This is a genomic window from Acinetobacter sp. QJM3NY_42, from assembly GCF_056173745.1.
This window is the reverse complement of record NZ_CM149689.1, coordinates 2350619-2367779: the sequence shown is the minus strand read 5'-3', so window position 1 is coordinate 2367779 and position 17161 is coordinate 2350619. Positions and strand designations below refer to the sequence as shown.

Annotated in this window: 19 protein-coding genes; 10 read left to right on the top strand and 9 right to left on the bottom strand. The window is 41.7% G+C overall.

Annotated features, from left to right (window positions below; translation table 11 throughout):
- Nucleotides 1-40: 40 nt before the first annotated feature.
- From AC0VYT_RS11205 to AC0VYT_RS11180, 6 genes are all read right to left on the bottom strand, one after another.
- Complete coding sequence (locus tag AC0VYT_RS11205; protein ID WP_005018908.1) at nt 41-328, bottom strand: PA4642 family protein; 288 nt, start codon at nt 326-328, stop codon at nt 41-43.
- 128 nt (nt 329-456) lie between these two features.
- Nucleotides 457-729, bottom strand: a complete 273-nt coding sequence (gene minE / locus AC0VYT_RS11200) for a cell division topological specificity factor MinE (RefSeq protein WP_005018909.1) — start codon at nt 727-729, stop codon at nt 457-459.
- Between the two features lie 2 nt (nt 730-731).
- Nucleotides 732-1544, bottom strand: a complete 813-nt coding sequence (gene minD, locus AC0VYT_RS11195) for a septum site-determining protein MinD (RefSeq protein WP_005018911.1) — start codon at nt 1542-1544, stop codon at nt 732-734.
- Nucleotides 1545-1604: 60 nt separating this feature from the next.
- Nucleotides 1605-2306: a septum site-determining protein MinC gene (gene minC / locus AC0VYT_RS11190; protein WP_005018914.1), complete on the bottom strand. Its 702-nt coding sequence runs from the start codon at nt 2304-2306 to the stop codon at nt 1605-1607.
- A gap of 120 nt (nt 2307-2426) precedes the next feature.
- A complete protein-coding gene (locus AC0VYT_RS11185) occupies nt 2427-3476 on the bottom strand; it encodes a hypothetical protein (RefSeq protein ID WP_005018915.1) in 1050 nt (349 codons plus the stop codon).
- 35 nt (nt 3477-3511) lie between these two features.
- Complete coding sequence (locus tag AC0VYT_RS11180) at nt 3512-4426, bottom strand: acyltransferase (protein WP_005018916.1); 915 nt, start codon at nt 4424-4426, stop codon at nt 3512-3514.
- Between the two features lie 240 nt (nt 4427-4666).
- Between AC0VYT_RS11180 and AC0VYT_RS11175 the strand changes: the two genes are divergently transcribed.
- The 9 genes from AC0VYT_RS11175 to AC0VYT_RS11135 all read left to right on the top strand — a co-directional run bounded on the left by AC0VYT_RS11175 (nt 4667) and on the right by AC0VYT_RS11135 (nt 13807).
- A complete protein-coding gene (locus AC0VYT_RS11175; RefSeq protein WP_005018918.1) occupies nt 4667-5296 on the top strand; it encodes a YiaD family glycine zipper/OmpA-like lipoprotein in 630 nt (209 codons plus the stop codon).
- A gap of 125 nt (nt 5297-5421) precedes the next feature.
- Nucleotides 5422-7461, top strand: coding sequence for a UvrD-helicase domain-containing protein (locus AC0VYT_RS11170; RefSeq protein ID WP_005018919.1), 2040 nt, complete (start codon nt 5422-5424; stop codon nt 7459-7461).
- Nucleotides 7462-7500: 39 nt separating this feature from the next.
- Nucleotides 7501-7953, top strand: a complete 453-nt coding sequence (gene dut / locus AC0VYT_RS11165; RefSeq protein WP_005018920.1) for a dUTP diphosphatase — start codon at nt 7501-7503, stop codon at nt 7951-7953.
- 219 nt (nt 7954-8172) lie between these two features.
- Nucleotides 8173-9597 (top strand): phosphomannomutase/phosphoglucomutase, encoded by a 1425-nt coding sequence (locus tag AC0VYT_RS11160; RefSeq protein ID WP_005018922.1) that lies wholly within the window; start codon nt 8173-8175, stop codon nt 9595-9597.
- Nucleotides 9598-9607: 10 nt separating this feature from the next.
- Nucleotides 9608-10528: an acetylglutamate kinase gene (gene argB / locus AC0VYT_RS11155; RefSeq protein ID WP_005018923.1), complete on the top strand. Its 921-nt coding sequence runs from the start codon at nt 9608-9610 to the stop codon at nt 10526-10528.
- Between the two features lie 143 nt (nt 10529-10671).
- Nucleotides 10672-11520: a class II glutamine amidotransferase gene (locus AC0VYT_RS11150; protein ID WP_005018924.1), complete on the top strand. Its 849-nt coding sequence runs from the start codon at nt 10672-10674 to the stop codon at nt 11518-11520.
- A 284-nt stretch (nt 11521-11804) separates the two neighbouring features.
- Nucleotides 11805-12251, top strand: a complete 447-nt coding sequence (locus AC0VYT_RS11145; RefSeq protein WP_005404364.1) for a bacteriohemerythrin — start codon at nt 11805-11807, stop codon at nt 12249-12251.
- Nucleotides 12252-12401: 150 nt separating this feature from the next.
- The gene (locus AC0VYT_RS11140) at nt 12402-13484 is read left to right on the top strand and encodes a membrane protein (protein ID WP_005018927.1); all 1083 of its coding nucleotides are present in this window, start codon (nt 12402-12404) and stop codon (nt 13482-13484) included.
- Nucleotides 13484-13807: an RnfH family protein gene (locus AC0VYT_RS11135; RefSeq protein WP_005018928.1), complete on the top strand. Its 324-nt coding sequence runs from the start codon at nt 13484-13486 to the stop codon at nt 13805-13807. Before AC0VYT_RS11140 ends, AC0VYT_RS11135 begins: the two co-directional genes overlap by 1 nt.
- A gap of 45 nt (nt 13808-13852) precedes the next feature.
- On the opposite strand, the gene AC0VYT_RS11130 is transcribed toward AC0VYT_RS11135, so the two are convergent.
- On the bottom strand, nt 13853-14251 hold the full coding sequence (locus tag AC0VYT_RS11130) for an outer membrane protein assembly factor BamE (RefSeq protein WP_005018929.1): 399 nt from the start codon (nt 14249-14251) through the stop codon (nt 13853-13855).
- Between the two features lie 111 nt (nt 14252-14362).
- On the opposite strand from AC0VYT_RS11130, the gene fur reads away from it, so the two are divergent.
- Nucleotides 14363-14800: a ferric iron uptake transcriptional regulator gene (fur, locus tag AC0VYT_RS11125; protein ID WP_005018930.1), complete on the top strand. Its 438-nt coding sequence runs from the start codon at nt 14363-14365 to the stop codon at nt 14798-14800.
- A gap of 64 nt (nt 14801-14864) precedes the next feature.
- Here the strand turns inward: fur and AC0VYT_RS11120 are convergent, their stop codons facing one another.
- On the bottom strand, nt 14865-15983 hold the full coding sequence (locus AC0VYT_RS11120) for a PilT/PilU family type 4a pilus ATPase (RefSeq protein WP_005018931.1): 1119 nt from the start codon (nt 15981-15983) through the stop codon (nt 14865-14867).
- A 28-nt stretch (nt 15984-16011) separates the two neighbouring features.
- Nucleotides 16012-17049: a type IV pilus twitching motility protein PilT gene (locus tag AC0VYT_RS11115; RefSeq protein WP_005018932.1), complete on the bottom strand. Its 1038-nt coding sequence runs from the start codon at nt 17047-17049 to the stop codon at nt 16012-16014.
- Nucleotides 17050-17161: the final 112 nt, after the last annotated feature.

The window sequence follows — 17161 nt, the reverse complement described above, 5'->3', positions numbered from 1 at the left end:
TTCAAGCAGGTTTTTTATTATTTCGGTTATAAAGCTGTTTTTAAGCAAATTTAGCCAGAACTTCTAGAAATGGAGCACTTTGGCGCGGAAATTCAGCAATCACTTCATGAATACGTTGTCCCTGAGGATTAGTAGCATTTAGATCTCGGCCATCAGCAATAAACTTGTTCAGCAAACGTTCATAATCACTTGGACGCATATGCTTGAATGCATGATAGAGAACATGAAAGTCAGCATTTATGCCTTCAGGAGGAAGCTGATTCAAATAGCCAAACACACGTTCATCTGACCATTCTTCATTGAATGTTGCTGGCTGTGACAATGCCATCACGATCTCCTCAGTATTCAAAACAAAATTAAAAAAGCAAAATACTTGCAGCAGGAGAAAGTGATACTTTCCATGCGCTGCTGCATATTCTGCCTTGATTTAATTCGGTTGCCTAATCAGTAATGAGATTAACGTTCTTCAGGCAAATTGATATTCATTTCCAGCATTTCGATGTTCGCTTCAGAACGAACAGACATCTGAATATGCTGCTCATCTACACCGCGTACATAACGGTTGACCACCTGCATAATTTCTTTTTTCATCTGGTCTATTTTGTCTTGGCTTAGACGTCTACCTAAACCCTGTTCAGAGGCCACGATGACTTTCAGTCGGTCTTTAGCTGTTTTAGCACTTGATGGTTTTTCATCACCACTAAAAAGCTTACTCCAGAATCCTGCCATAATTATGCTCCAAATAGTCGTGCTAACCAGCCCTTCGGTTTCACAGTAATGTGACGATAAGGACGTTCTTCACCAAGGAAGCGCGCAACCAGGTCATCATAAGCCTGTCCAGCACTGGTTTCAGTATATAGAATAACCGGTTTACCTTCGTTTGATGCCTGAAGTACAGTTGGACATTCTGGAATCACCCCTAAAGTCGGGACACGTAAAATATCTTTTGAAATATCATCAATTGATAACATTTCCTGACGGTCTGCACGTTCTGGGTTAAAACGAGTGATACACAAATGCTTGCGTACACGGCCTTCATTTTGTTCTACTTTTTTGGTCTTGCTGTCCAGCATGCCAATAATGCGATCTGAGTCTCGCACAGAAGAGATTTCAGGGTTGGTTACGATAATTGCTTCATCAGCATGATACATGGCCAAGATAGCACCACGTTCAATACCGGCTGGTGAATCACATATAATATAGTCAAACTCTTGTGAGAGCTCATCTATAATCCGGGCAACACCCTCATCTGTTAATGCATCCTTATCACGGGTCTGTGATGCCGGTAAAATATAAAGATTTTCAATATCTTTATCACGGATCAAAGCTTGTTGTAAACGGGCTTCATTATTTAAAACATTGACAAAGTCATAAACCACGCGGCGTTCACAACCCATGATCAAATCCAGGTTACGTAAGCCTACGTCAAAATCAATAACGACGGTTTTGTGACCACGTAGGGCTAAACCTGTTGCAAAAGATGCGCTTGTTGTAGTTTTACCCACTCCACCTTTGCCTGATGTTACGACAACAATTTTGGCCACCGAATCCACTCCTGTTATGGTCCATCCCCTTAAATGGGGCTTTTGGTGATAATTTATACCTTAAAATTCCAAGGCTTCAAATTCAAGCTCTTGGTCATCATTCAAGTAAATATGTACAGGTTTTTTGGCGACATGCTGCGGGATGTCGTCTGCTACACAGTATGTGCCTGCAATAGATACCAGTTCTGCCTCAAGGGAATGACAGAAAATTCTTGCAGAGGTATTGCCTCCTACGCCGGCAATGACTCTACCACGAACACTGCCATAAATATGTATATTTCCTGAAGCAATCACTTCAGAGCCGCTGTTGATTCCGGCTTTTAGAATAATATCGCCATGGTCTTGGACCAGACACTGCCCAGTACGTAAAATCTCATCGTGATAAGAGGTAATATAACGAATACTGCCTGTTTTTTCAGCCTCGGCCTGTTGAGATACTGGCGCTTCAACTACCTGTTCTTTGGTAGGCTTGATGCGCTGTAACGGGCGGTCAGAGGCGAGTACCGGGAACTGAATGGCGCGTGCCTGATCACCTAGGATGCCGTCAATTACAGCCATAGGCTGCAAATCTAGGCTGACGAGCAGCTGGATCAGTGCAATCAGTTCCTGCTCGACGGTACTGTCAAGAATAACCAGGGCACCCTGATAAGCATTTTCATCGACTAGAGTGTTCAGTTGCTGGCGGATAGCATCATGATCATTGGTGTCAAAGGTTAACCGGGTAAAGTTAACCATTCTGCCTGTAACCCGTATATCAGCCATAATTATTCCTTAGAGGCTTTTAACTTAAAGTTTGCCAAAGTCATGTTATTAAATAGAGCAAATCCTAGACTAAAATGCATGAATTCTCTAGCCGAAGTACAAATATTTTGACCGAGATGTTTATTCTTTGGCTACTTTGCTCTCGGCCAGAATCTGTTGCCATTGTTTAATTTTTACTTGTTTACGGATGGATTCTAAACTTTCAAATACTGCTGATTCAACCAATTGCTCAAGTGCCTGATTATTTATATTTAACTGGCTGGCTCTTTGTGCGATCAGCATATAGGTCGAGTTTGGCTGATCCAGTGTTCCATCTACCAGCGGATCAATTAAACCATAAGTAATATTTTCACCCAAGCGTTGGCCGATACTCTGTATCTGCTGTTCAATACGGCTGCCTACAATCGGTATCAGGCGTAGCAGTTGGGTGAGCTCCGGCGTTTCTTCGATGGCCCGGTTAACAATCAGGCCAACCTCTTTTGAGAGCTGATTCTGATGTTCTTTTAAGGCCAGAGCTAATGATTCCTGTAATACCTGAGCCAGAGCTGCCGCAAAAAGGTCCCGGTGGTGATCGACCAGATCATGGATCAGCTTTTTATGGGTAGTACTGGTGACCAGTTCACGATGTACACCATCTAATATGGTTAAGACTACACGACTGGAAAGTTCTTCCATTACCACGTGATAATAGAACAGCGCACGCTTATAAATGCTTTCAGGAATAACCTGATAACCCAGTTCATTTAAACGGTAAGCAATTACCCCGGCGCGCAGTAATCTTAAAAAACGTAATTGTGGAATGATGGCAAGTAATTCATACCAGTGTATAAAAGGAAAAAAGAACCAGCGTGGGTGATGTTTATAAATAATGGCAATCAGCCAGCGTACCAGAAGCTCTACCACCAGGAAGCTGGTAAACCAGCCTTCTGTTTTAATCACCCAAGGACGCAATTCAGTCTTATAAAACTGAAGGGCTTCAGGCACACGGATAAACTCAAACAGCCATTCTCCGAAGTCACTCATTAAAATGGCATTACCACTTAAACAGACCAGATTAATGACAATCAGTACCATCATGAATACGTCATAAACCAGAAACAATTTCCAGGCTAACGTATCATGTCGCACTGGAATAAAACTGGTTCTCGCTTTGACGGGCTCTTCTTGCATACAGGTCCTTAATGATTGTTCAGAGTATAGAAAAACTAGGCATATTTTTGCTGTATGGATTCAATTAACTGATCTTTTTCAGTCCAGATCTGATGTACCCAGGCTTGAAAGCGTTTACGGTATTCTTCATCTTCTTCGTAATTGCCACCTTTAACCCAAGCAGGTATTTCAATTTTACGCAGGTTTACTGCAATCCGGCTTACGTCACCTAACCAGAAATCTCCATAGCCTGGGACACCATCCGGATAAACAATAGTCATATCCACCAGCGCATCAATATTATCTTCTAAAATATTCAATGCTAATGCCAGTCCACCAGCCTTAGGTTTAAGCAAATGCTTATAAGGTGATTTCTGCTGGTCATGTTTTTCTTGGGTAAAACGTGTCCCTTCCAGATAATTGAGCAGGGTATAAGGCTGACTTACCAGTTGCTGGCAGGCCTTGCGTGCTTCTTCCAAATCACGGGTTTTTAAATCAGGATTCTTTGCGATCTGCTCTTTGCTGTGCCGCTTCATCATCGGAAAACCTAAAATTTTAAAAGCCTGGCCGACAAAAGGAATAAAGATCAGTTCCCATTTGGTAAAAAAACGGGTTAGAGGCATACGGGTCAGACCAAAGTACTGATTCACTGTAGTGTCTACCCAGCTCTGATGGTTGCAGGTCATTAGATAACGACCTTGCATGCTTAAATCGAGATTTTCATCAATGGTAATATCCCATTTTAAATCAGAAAGTACATGCTCAATTAACCAGTTATTGACTGCTAACCAGCGGTTCGTAATCTCAATATTCGTTTCATCAATTTTACGCGAGTTTTTGATCAGCTTTGTTAACCCGAGCGCCAGCACAGGTGGTCCGTGCAGGAAAGTACTTCCTGTAATTACCGAGCCTACGGTCAGTCCACGTGTAATTTTTTTTAGTAAAGCTTGTTTCTTGTTTTGGGATGACATAGAAAGGTCCTGTTACCTGAACCCTGTCATCCTAAATGAAGCAATTCATGAAATGAAGTATTTCATCAAAAAAACTCATCAAAAAGCGAGTATGAAGAAATTATGGGCTATGACTTCCGAAAAAGATCTAAAAGTATTACAAAATGTAAATAATCCATTATTTTTTAACAAAAAATCAATGTTATAAAATTTTTTTTTATTTCATTATCCTTTTAGACAACAAGGACAAGGAGGCATGCAATGCGTGCACTAATGATTTCAACTGTAGTAGGGGCAATGGCACTTTCGGGTTGCCAAAACATGGAATATGATAAAGCAGCAATTGGTACCGGTCTGGGTGCACTTGCGGGTTATGGTATTTCTAAGTCAAATGCAAATTCAAGTGCACAGAATAACCGTGCAGCAGCAATTGGTGCGGTGGTCGGTGCAGCTACAGGCGTGTATCTTGACAATAAAGAGAAAAAACTTCGTCAACAAATGGCAGGTACTGGGGTAGAAGTTAACCGTAACCCGGATGGTTCTGTTGGTCTGATTATGCCAGGCAACATTACATTTGATACCAACAAGTCTACGATCAAGCCAAACTTCTATACAACGCTTAATAAAGTAGCTCAAACCCTGACAGAAGATAACAAGAGTGCCATTTTGGTAACTGGTTATACTGACAGCACTGGTAATGATTCAATCAATATCCCGCTATCTCAGGCGCGTGCTCAGGCTGTAGCCAACTATCTGGCTGGCCAGGGCGTTCCACGTACCCGTATTAATGCTCAGGGTCTAGGTGCTTCTAACCCGATTGCATCAAATGCAACTGCTGAAGGCCGTGAACAAAACCGCCGTGTAGAAATTAGTATTTATGCAACCCAATAATTTAATTGAAGTTGTATAAAAACCACCTTCGGGTGGTTTTTTTATGGCTATTTGGTACCCAATTAACATTAGGCATCTGAAACAGACCTGTCTATAATCATGCTCGGATCAGGAGAGGTAGTATTATGTCGTCGGCAAGTCAGTTAAATAACAAGCAACTTGAAGCTATGAAATACACTCAAGGACCCTTGTTAGTACTTGCAGGGGCAGGTTCAGGTAAAACTTCGGTAATTACCCGTAAAATTGCTTATTTAATCCAGCAGTGCCGAATACCGGCGCACCGGATTACAGCAATGACCTTTACTAACAAAGCTGCACGAGAAATGAAAGAGCGTGTCGGTAAATTGTTGTCACGTGAGGAAATTAAAGGACTTTCAGTTTCGACCTTTCACACTTTTGGCTTAAACATGTTGCGCCTTGAGCTGAAAAATACGCCTCTTAAAAACAACTTTTCTATTTTAGATGCAGATGATTGTAAACGCATACTGATGGATCTGATGCATCGTGACAATCTATCGGGTGCAGAAAGTAAAGAACTCATTGCGAAGGCAATGAAAAAAATCTCTGACTGGAAAAATGATCTGATTTTACCGGAACAGGCACATAGTACTTGTGAAACTCCAGAAGATGTACAGATGGCACATCTCTACCAGTTATATGAGCGCAACCTTCGTGCCTACAATGCTGTTGATTTTGATGACTTAATTGTGATGCCGACCCGCTTGTTGCAGGAAAATGCGGAAGTACGTGATAAATGGCAAAATCGGGTACGTTATCTGTTGGTCGATGAGTATCAAGATACCAACACCGCACAGTATATTCTGGTTAAGCTGCTGGTAGGCGTGATGGGCCAGTTTACAGCTGTAGGTGATGATGACCAGTCAATTTACGCCTGGCGAGGAGCTAAACCTGAAAATATGGCATTATTACAGCAGGATTTTCCTAACCTAAAAGTAATCAAGCTTGAGCAGAACTATCGTTCGACCAGCCGGATCCTGAAGTCTGCCAATGCGGTAATTGCCAATAATCCTCATATCTTTGATAAACAGCTCTGGAGTGATAAAGGCCACGGCGATGTGATCCGGGTCATTACCTGTCGTAATGACGATGATGAGGCAGAACGTGTTGTAAAGGATATTTTAACGCATAAACTGATGAATGCCCGCAGCTGGAAAGATTATGCAGTGCTGTACCGTGGTAACTTTCAGGCACGCGTTTTAGAAACCCAGCTTCGCCAGATGCAAATTCCCTATAAACTGTCGGGTGGCCAGTCTTTCTTTGCCCGTGCAGAGATCAAGGATGTCATGAGTTATCTGCGCCTTATTATTAATCCAGAAGATGATAGTGCCTTCTTGCGTATTATTAATACACCCAAGCGTGCAATTGGACCGGTAACCTTAGAAAAACTTGGACTATTTGCCCAAGATAACCATCTGTCTTTATTATCTGCAGCCGGAGATCAGCGGCTCACGATGGTCATTCCTAAAAAAGCTGTAACACAGTTGCATGAGTTTGCTGATTTTATTGGAAATTTTACCCGTGAATTGCTGGATGATGACGAACCAGTTCCTAAAATTCGCCAGATGATGAATGAAGCAGGTTATATCGACTATATCCGAGAACAGGCAGCTACACCTGCTCAAGAAAAAAGCAAGTTAGATAATATTGAAAGTCTCTACAGTAGTATTCAAAGTCTGATTAACCGGGCAGAAGATGTGGATGATAAAAATATTGAGAGTGTCATTCGTAAAATGGTTCTGCTCGATATGCTGGAGCAGCAACAGGAAGAGGAAGATATTGATAAAGTAAACTTGCTAACTCTTCACGCTGCTAAAGGGCTGGAATTTCCGTATGTCTACATGATTGGACTGGAAGAAGAATTATTGCCCCATAAAAATTCGATTGCCAGTGAAACTATTGAGGAAGAGCGTCGCCTGATGTATGTGGGTATTACCCGTGCCCGTCAGGCTCTAACTCTAACTCTGGCAGAGCAGCGCAAGAATGGGGGACAAATGAAACAGATGACGCCAAGCCGCTTTCTGGATGAGTTGCCTCAAGATGAAGTTGAATGGTTAGGCCGCAAGAAAAAACTGGTTGCTAATGTAGACCCGAAAGAACAGGCACAGCAATATTTACAGAATCTCAAAGCTTTATTGAAACGTTAAGTCAGCTGGTCTGTACTCGACATAGAAATAGGAATACTTATGAAAGTTCAAATTAAAGTACTCGACACGCGTCTGGGTAATGAATGGCCTTTGCCAACTTATGCGACTTCTGGTTCTGCCGGACTGGATTTACGTGCCTGTCTGGATGAGGCGGTGCAAATTAAACCTGGTGAAACTATTCTGGTTAAGACTGGAATGGCGATTTATATTGAAGACCCAAATTTTGCGGGTCTAATTTTGCCGCGTTCTGGACTGGGTCATAAGCATGGGATTGTACTTGGTAATCTGGTGGGCCTGATTGATTCAGACTATCAGGGCGAGCTTATGGTATCTGTCTGGAACCGTAGTCAGACAGTTTTTACACTGGAACCTGGTGAGCGCCTGGCTCAATATGTACTGGTTCCCGTAGTCCAGGCACAATTTGAACAAGTGAATGAATTTACTGCATCCGAGCGGGGAACTGGCGGTTTTGGCCATACCGGGCAGAAGTAAAATAACAGCTTATAAACAGAGAATAGCCTGTTTATAAGCTAATAAAACTTTTAAAAACAATTTCTTAACATTTCTTGTTGAAACATTACTGAATCTATATTAAAAAATATTCTTTTTTTAGGTATACCTTATGCATTCTGATAATAACCCGCCTACTTTTTTATTCTGAATTTTTAGTTTTTATTTCCAAGGTAGGCGCCTTGAATAAAAGAATATAGTATGGAATTAAATCATTCTCCTTTTCCAAAAGCTATTTTTCGCGCATATGATATCCGTGGAAAACTTGCTTGTTTTACTCCGGCTGTGGTCCGGGCAACTGCACACGCCTTGGCAAAACAGTTTAAAGATGCTGGCCAGTCTGAACTGGTGATTGGTTATGATGCGCGATTAAGTAGTCCTTTCTATGCACAAATTCTGACTCAAGTATGTGGTGAAGAGGGGCTGAGTGTTACTGAAATTGGTTGCTGTTCCAGTCCGCAAATGTACTATTTAGCGCGCAACTATAGTGGAAACGGTATAATGGTGACCGCTAGCCATAATCCAAAAACCGATAACGGAATTAAATGGATTATTCAGGGTGAACCGCCGTGTCCAGATATGATCCAATCCATCGCAAGTACAGCAGAAAATTATTATCAGCCTTCTATATCTGATTCTATTTTAACCTTGCCACATCAGCATAAGGCCGAGTTCTGTAGCCTTTACCAGCAGGCAATTTTAAAAGATATTCACTTAAAACAACCGCTCAAGGTTGTACTGGATGCGTTGAATGGTTCAGCAGGAGAGTGTGCAGAAACCATTTTGAAGAAACTCGGCTGTGAAGTGATCGCTTTGCGCTGTAAGCCTGATGGTAATTTTCCAGATCATGCCCCGGACCCATCTCAAGCTGTTCATTTAAAACAGTTACAGGCAAATGTGATTGAACAGCAGGCCCATATTGGTATCGCACTGGACGGTGATGGGGACCGGGTAGTACTGGTCGATGAACAGGCAAATATTATTACTGCAGACCGTCTACTTTCTTTATTTAGCCAGATGTGTCTGGAAAACCATCCCGGTCACGCAGTGGTATTCGATGTTAAATGTTCCAGCATGGTTCGTAATACGGTTCGAAACTTGGGTGGACATCCACATATGATCCGTACAGGAAGCAGCTTTCTCAGAAAATATTTATCACAATCTGGGGGCTATGCTGTTTTTGGTGGAGAGTACGCTGGCCACTATGTATTTAATGATGGTCGTGGTTTTGGCTATGATGATGGCTTATATGCAGCGTTACGTGTCATTGAATATATGGGACATTTCCCAGACAAAAAGTTATCAGAGTTGTTGGCGGTCTATCCTGAGCGCTGCTGTACCGAAGATACTTATATCAGTACACATCAGACCAATCCTAAAACCGTATTGGAGGATATCGAAATCCTGAGTCACCGTTTTGGTGCTCAACTGAGTAAGATTGATGGAATACGCCTTGATTTTAAAGATGGTTTTGGCATTATTCGAGCTTCCAATACTGGCGAGTACTTTACCGTACGTTTTGATGCGGACGACCGCCTGACGCTGGATAAAATCCGATATAAATTTGTTTCAATGTTAAGTGAACGATATCCTGAAATTGCACAAGATATCCTGGATGCTCAATAAGGAGAGGTGAATGCCACATCAGCAAACTAGTGCTGGCATCAACAAGGCTGAAATTCTGACCGAAGCGTTGCCGTATATTCAACATTTTGCCGGTAAAACGCTGGTGGTAAAATATGGTGGTAATGCCATGACTGATCCGGCACTGGAAAGCTCCTTTGCCCGTGACATTGTTCTGTTAAAAACAGTCGGTTTAAACCCGGTCGTCGTACATGGTGGAGGCCCGCAGGTCGATTCCTTTCTAAAACAGTTAGGCCGCGAGTCTGAGCGTATAGATGGGATGCGCGTAACAGATCCTGCGACTATGGAAGTAGTCGAGATGGTATTAGGTGGCAGTGTTAACAAGTCTATTGTCAATCTGATTAACCAGCATGGTGGCCGTGCAATTGGTTTGACCGGCAAAGACGGTAATTTGCTTAAAGCTCGCAAACTTCTGATGGAAAAACAGGCAGAAGATGGCAGCATTCACCAGATTGATCTGGGACTGGTAGGGGAAGTCGTTGAAGTAAAAACCGATGTCATCGAAATGTTTACCCAGAGTGACTTTATTCCGGTGATTGCACCACTGGGTGTAGACGAGGAAGGTAATACCTACAATATCAATGCTGATCTGGTTGCAGGGAAGGTGGCTGAAGCTCTAGGTGCTGAAAAACTAGTACTGTTAACCAATATTGCCGGTGTACTGGATGAAAATAAAAAATTGCTAACAGGCCTTACCACACAGGAAGTTGATCATCTGATTGAAACAGGCGTGATCTATGGTGGCATGATTCCCAAAGTTGGCTGTGCACTTGATGCAGTCAAGGCAGGTGTAGTTAGTGCCCACATTGTTGATGGTCGCGTACCTCATGCAACCCTACTGGAAGTCTTTACTGATCATGGAGTTGGAACTTTGATTACTAACCGTGCCCATTTTGGTGCAAGCAGGTCATAACTGGACAGTTTAAAGAGTCACTTCGGTGACTTTTTTCTGTTTGCAAGAAATAAAACAGACATATACCAAGATTAAGATTTACAAGTTTAAGATGACTCATGCACAATAACTTCAAGATTTTATTAAGACCCTGATTAAAGATTATGTGTCAGCTTTTGGGAATGAATTGTGCAACTCCGACAGATATAACGTTTTCTTTCCGCGGCTTTTCACAGCGGGCTGGAGTAACTTCTGACCATTCAGACGGTTTTGGTATCGCTTTTTTTGAAGATAAGGCCTGCCGGCTATTTGTAGATAATCAGTCGGCAGTAGAATCGCCGATTGCTGAGCTTATCCGTAATTATCCTATCAAATCTCGAAATGTAATTGCCCATATCCGTAAAGCAACACAGGGTAAAATTACTTTAGAAAATTCACATCCATTTATACGTGAATTATGGGGGCGCCACTGGATTTTTGCCCATAATGGTGACTTGCATGAGTTTAATCCTCCATTGACTGGCCGCTTTACGCCGGTAGGAAATACTGACAGTGAATATGCATTCTGTTATTTGCTTGATCAGTTGGTTGAGCATTTTGGCTATAATGAGCCTGCAATAGAAGAGATTTTTGCTGTACTAGAGGATGTTGCACCTAAAATTGCAGAGTACGGTACGTTCAATTATTGTCTTTCAAATGGCCAGGCATTATTTAGCTATGCCACCACTAAGCTGCACTGGCTGGTACGTGAATATCCGTTTCAGCCTGCACAATTAATCGATTTAGATGTTGAAGTCGATTTTAGTCATGTGACTACACCAGAAGACCGGGTTGCAGTTATTACTACAGAACCTTTGACTCATAATGAGATCTGGACAGCATATCAACCAGGTGAAATGATTTTATTTCAGCATGGAAAACCGGTTAAATATGCTTTTACACATATTGAACGACTCATTCGGGAAGCTAAAAATCCTGAATTAAAGCGAGTCACTAAAGCTGATCAATATTAAAATATAAGTTATTATAAAATAATAGATTTATTATATACCCCTTAATATATAAAATATAGAAAAGCTTGTATTAATAAAATATTGAAAACTAAATATAATATAAATTGGTTAAAAAATAACTTACTCTTTTGGTCTGGTTAAAATATTTTTTATATCAAAAATAATAGTTTGAATAATAAATATGGAAATTATATTAAAACCAACCAAATTACTTCATTTTTATTTTGTTTTTTTACCGATATGATTCTCTCAGTACTTAATTGATTATAGCTGGGGCGGACGTAATGAAAATGAAATGGAGTCCAGAGTATAATACTGGTATCGATGTAATTGACGATCAACACAAGCGGATTCTGGATTATATTAACCAGATTGACCAGAATACAGATCGTCATCATACGAAACAGATTCTTGATGATATTATTGATTACACCCAGTCACATTTTACTTTTGAAGAGAGCTTGCAAGAAGAAGCCGGTTATAAATATCGTGTACCTCATAAACGTGTACACGATCTGTTTATTAAAAAGATTGAACTTTACCGTCAACAGTTTGAACAAGGGGCGTCTATTGAACATGAGTTACATGAAATCCTTTCAAAATGGTTAATTAACCATATTCAGCATGATGATGCTGATTATGTTGGCGCTGTAAAAGAAAATATGATGGGCATCCTGAAAGAGAAAGAAAAGAAAAAGGGAAAAAATTGGTTTGCTCGTTTCTTTTCATAAGAAAACTGACATAAGAATAACAAGGAATAAGTAAATAAAAAATTAGCGCTGCAAATCATCTTTCGGGGTGGTTTGCATTTTTTATTTGAGTCTTTGATTTTCGTTCATGAGAAAGGCAAAATATCGGCAGACTCATTCAAGGAACGCATCATGCAGGACAATTCTATGTCACGATGGTTATCGCCGCTGATGGCATTTTGTTTAACCTTTATTATTATTGCGACGCTTGCCCCGGTGGTGGGGATTCAATTCGAGCGACAGTTTGATTTTTGGTTGCTCTGGTTAGGAACGATGCTATTTTTAGCCTTACCGATTACTTATCTGGAAATTGCACTCGCTAAACGTTCCAAAACTACCGCATTAAATGCTTTATCTGGGCTGACCCGCGATGCAGATGCCTCAGCACGCTGGCGTCTAGTAGGCTGGCTTGCAGTTATCTTTATTCCATTCTTGGCTGGTGCCGTATTATTTAATGCCGCTCAGCTGATTCAGTTGCAAATGATTCCGGACTTTGCTCCACATCTTGTTTTTCTGGCAATGGCAGTGGTTGCATTAATTGGCTCTTTTATTCCACGCCAGTTCCTTGTTCCTGTGACAGCTTTAGGCGTTATTATTTCACTAATTACTGCAAATACCCTAGGTACACCGGCTGCAAGCTGGCAATGGACATCAGTCGAGTTTAGCGAGTGGGGAAGTGCAACAGTACTTGCGCTTGTGGCCAGTGGTCTGGGATTGGGCTTATACTGGCAAAGTAGTTTGCCTCGGGTACAAACACAAAATGCAGTAACAGGCACCGTTCTACCGATCTGGTTTGCACAGCTAGTCGCTGTAATTGCTTTTGGGTTCTTTGTTGCTAATGGTGAGCTTCCTGTTATTGCATTGGTGATTACTGCACTAGCAGCAGCGGCATTGTTTATTCAATTTGCCCGTGAGCAGTTATTACAACGTCAAGTTGCGATTGTTCTACAATGGGCGATTTTACTAATTGCTTTACTGGTTTGGGCGATTCCAGAAATTTATTCAGCGCTAAATCTGGTATTAATGTTATGGGGTCTTATAATTTGCCTGATCTATGCCATTTTTGCTGGCTGGATCATGAAGATTAGCCATTTACGCAAATCTATGAACTTTAGTAATGAGCTGTTTTACAACTTGTGGCGTATTGCAGTGCGTATTGTTTTACCGTTATCTATTTTATTAGCTATGGTTGCGATTATCAGGCAGTTTATATAATGGTGAAGCATCAGCAAGTCTGGGTCGCTTATGCCCATCCTGAAGCACAGTTTCTGATTGCTGTTGAGTTTACTGAAGGAATGACCGTTCGGGATGCAATAGAGCAAAGTGGTATACGGAATAAGATTGATTTACCTGAAGTGCTACAGACCGGAATCTTTGGCATAAAAGTGACTGAGATGAGCCAGCCACTACAGGCAGGGGACCGGGTAGAAATCTATCGGCCTTTAACCGTAAATCCGAAAGAGACTCGCCGTAAGCGGGCAGAAAAAAATCCGGTGGGACGTTATGCCAAAAGTAATCGCCTCAGACAATTGAAATGATATGAAAAACCCCTCATCGAGGGGTTTCTTTTTATTTTAAAGCGTCTATAGTGGGGGCGCATTTAAAATCGCTTCTCTGGAAGCAGGCAGACCAGGTTGGAATTCTGGAATAGTTTCCAGCCCTTCAATTTTGGTAACAATACCTGTTTCATTAAAGTAAATCTTTAAATGCTGGCCATGTGCCGCTGGAATCTTGGCTTTCTTGGCATAGGTTCCTGGGATATAGTTGTAAATGTAATCCCAGCGTAATGGATTCAATGGATCAGTTACGGTTGGGCTTCCAAGCAGAAAACGTACTTGCTGATGAGACATACCCACCTGGACTTTTGAAGCTTGTGCCTGAGTTAATGGCGTTCCCTGAGGGATGTCAACTTTATAAACGCCCAAGGTTGAACAGCCGACAAGCAGTGAAGTGACGACTAACGTCAGCATAAGTTTTTGCATTTTGCTACACTATCCCAATTAATTATGATGCATTTGATCCAAGGATAAATCATACTGCATCTAAACTCTGTTGCATATTCCAACTTAAAATTTGTTGAGAGACCTTTTTTCATGGCTATTTCAAATCAAGATTTACGCAAAGCTGGACTTAAAGTTACCCTTCCACGAATCAAAATATTGGAATTATTAGAAAATTCAAAACAACATCATTTGAGTGCGGAAGATATTTATAAAACTTTACTCGAACAGGGTGAAGATGTAGGTTTAGCAACCGTTTATCGTGTGTTAACCCAGTTTGAAACAGCCGGTATTATCCAGCGTCACAATTTTGAAAATAGTCATTCAGTTTTTGAAATTATGCAGGAAGATCATCATGACCATCTGGTCTGCCTAAACTGTAATAAAGTGGTTGAATTTACAAATGATATTATTGAACAGGAGCAGCATAAGGTTGCTGAGCAATATAATTTTCATTTGACAGGTCACTCGCTCAATTTATATGGTTACTGTGGCGATACTGAATGCCAAGATGCTTTTCGCAAGAAATAAAATCTACATAAATACAACATATTAAAAGGGCCATGGAATGGCCCTTTTTTATTGTCGTTATCGTTTATTGCCCGTCAAAAGTAATATTACGTCCTGCAGCCATTAACTGACTGGCCCCTTCTTCGGACAGTTTGATTTGCAGACGTAAATCATTTGGAGCATCGGCATGTTTAAGGGCATCTTTGTAACTAATCTGACCGGCCTTATACAAATCATATAGTGCTTGGTCAAACGTCTGCATACCCAATTCACGTGAACGCTTCATCAGGTCCTTGATTTCATGTACTTCGCCTTTACGGATGTAATCTGCAAGTAGAGGGGTATTAATCAGAACTTCAATTGCAGCACGCCGGCCATTACCATCTAGAGTAGGGATCAACTGCTGGGCAATTACCGCTTTTAAGTTCAGTGATAAATCCATATACAGCTGGCTATGCCGGTCTGCTTCAAAGAAATGGACAATACGATCTAGTGCTTGATTGGCATTATTGGCATGTAAAGTTGCCAGGACCAGGTGACCAGTCTCTGCAAATGCAATCGCATAATCCATCGTTTCCCTTGAACGAATTTCTCCGATTAAAATAACATCAGGTGCTTGTCGCAGCGTGTTTTTTAGCGCAATTTCAAAGGATGCCGTATCAATACCTACTTCACGCTGGGTAATAATACAGCCGGCATGTTCATGAACAAATTCAATCGGATCTTCAATGGTAATAATGTGACCTTTGGAATTATGGTTCCGATAACCAATCATTGAAGCAAGCGAGGTTGACTTACCTGTACCGGTGGCACCCACGAAAATAATAATGCCGCGCTTGGTCATAGCCAGTTCTTTTAACACCTGTGGCAGTTTCAGGTCATCCATTGTTGGAATCTGTGTTTCAATCCGGCGTAAAATCATGCCGGGTAAATCACGCTGCTGAAAGGCGCTGACCCGAAAACGGGCTGTTTTTTCCCGGTTAGTGATAGCAAAGTTGCATTCACGTGTATCTGCAAATTCCTGCCGCTGTTTATCGGTCATAATTGCATGAATTAGCTGTCCGACAATTTCACCAGTCAGTTTGTTTTTTGAAACCGGAACAATCTGGCCATTAATCTTCATTGACGGTTCAACATCGGCAGTAATAAACAGATCCGATGCTTTTTGTTCCATCATCAGGTTAAGCAAGTCATTAAAGTCCATGTGCTATCTCACTTAATTACATTGCAAATTACATAAAAGCTTCGGGCTGTTTTGCTGCCATACGGGCAGTTTGCGGGCTGATGACGCCTTTAGAGACTAAAGTTTTCAGGCTTTGGTCAAGGGTAGTCATACCATGGTTGGCGCCGGTCTGAATAGCAGAATACATTTGAGCAACTTTATTCTCACGTATCAGGTTACGGATGGCCGGTATTCCGATCATGATTTCATGGGCGGCTACACGACCACCACCATTTTTCTTGAGGAGTGTTTGTGAAATCACAGCCTGAAGTGACTCAGATAGCATGGCACGAACCATATCTTTTTCTTCAGAAGGAAATACGTCAATTACACGGTCAATTGTTTTTGCAGCTGATGTGGTATGCAGGGTACCAAATACCAGGTGACCAGTTTCTGCCGCAGTCAGTGCCAGACGGATAGTTTCAAGATCACGCATCTCACCTACCAGGATAATATCCGGATCTTCACGTAAGGCTGAGCGCAGGGCTTCATTAAAGCCATGTGTGTCACGGTGGACTTCACGCTGGTTAATCAGGCATTTTTTAGACTGATGTACGAATTCAATCGGATCTTCTACTGTTAAAATATGGTCATAACGGTTTTCATTAATATAATCGAGCATTGCTGCCAGCGTGGTTGACTTACCCGAACCTGTCGGGCCAGTAACCAGAACAATACCACGTGGGTAGTCACAGATATCACGGAAGATTTGGCCCATGCCTAGATCTTCCATAGTCAGTACTTTCGATGGAATGGTCCGGAAGACTGCACCAGCTCCACGGTTCTGATTAAATGCATTCACACGGAAACGGGCGACACCGGGAACTTCAAAAGAAAAATCGGTTTCCAGCAGTTCTTCATAGTCACGGCGCTGCTTGTCATTCATAATGTCATAGACCAGACGGTGTACATCCTTATGCTCAAGTGCCGGCAGATTTATACGGCGGACTTCTCCATCGACCCGGATCATCGGCGGCATTCCTGCTGAAAGATGTAAGTCTGAGGCACCATTTTTAACCGAGAATGCCAAAAGTTCTGTAATATCCATAATGTCCCCGCCACCGTAAAAGAATTCTTGATTATTTTGTAGAATAATACGGCTTTCCCTCAGCTGAACCAACAGTTGAATACAGGGAATTTAAAAAAACTTGGCAAAATGA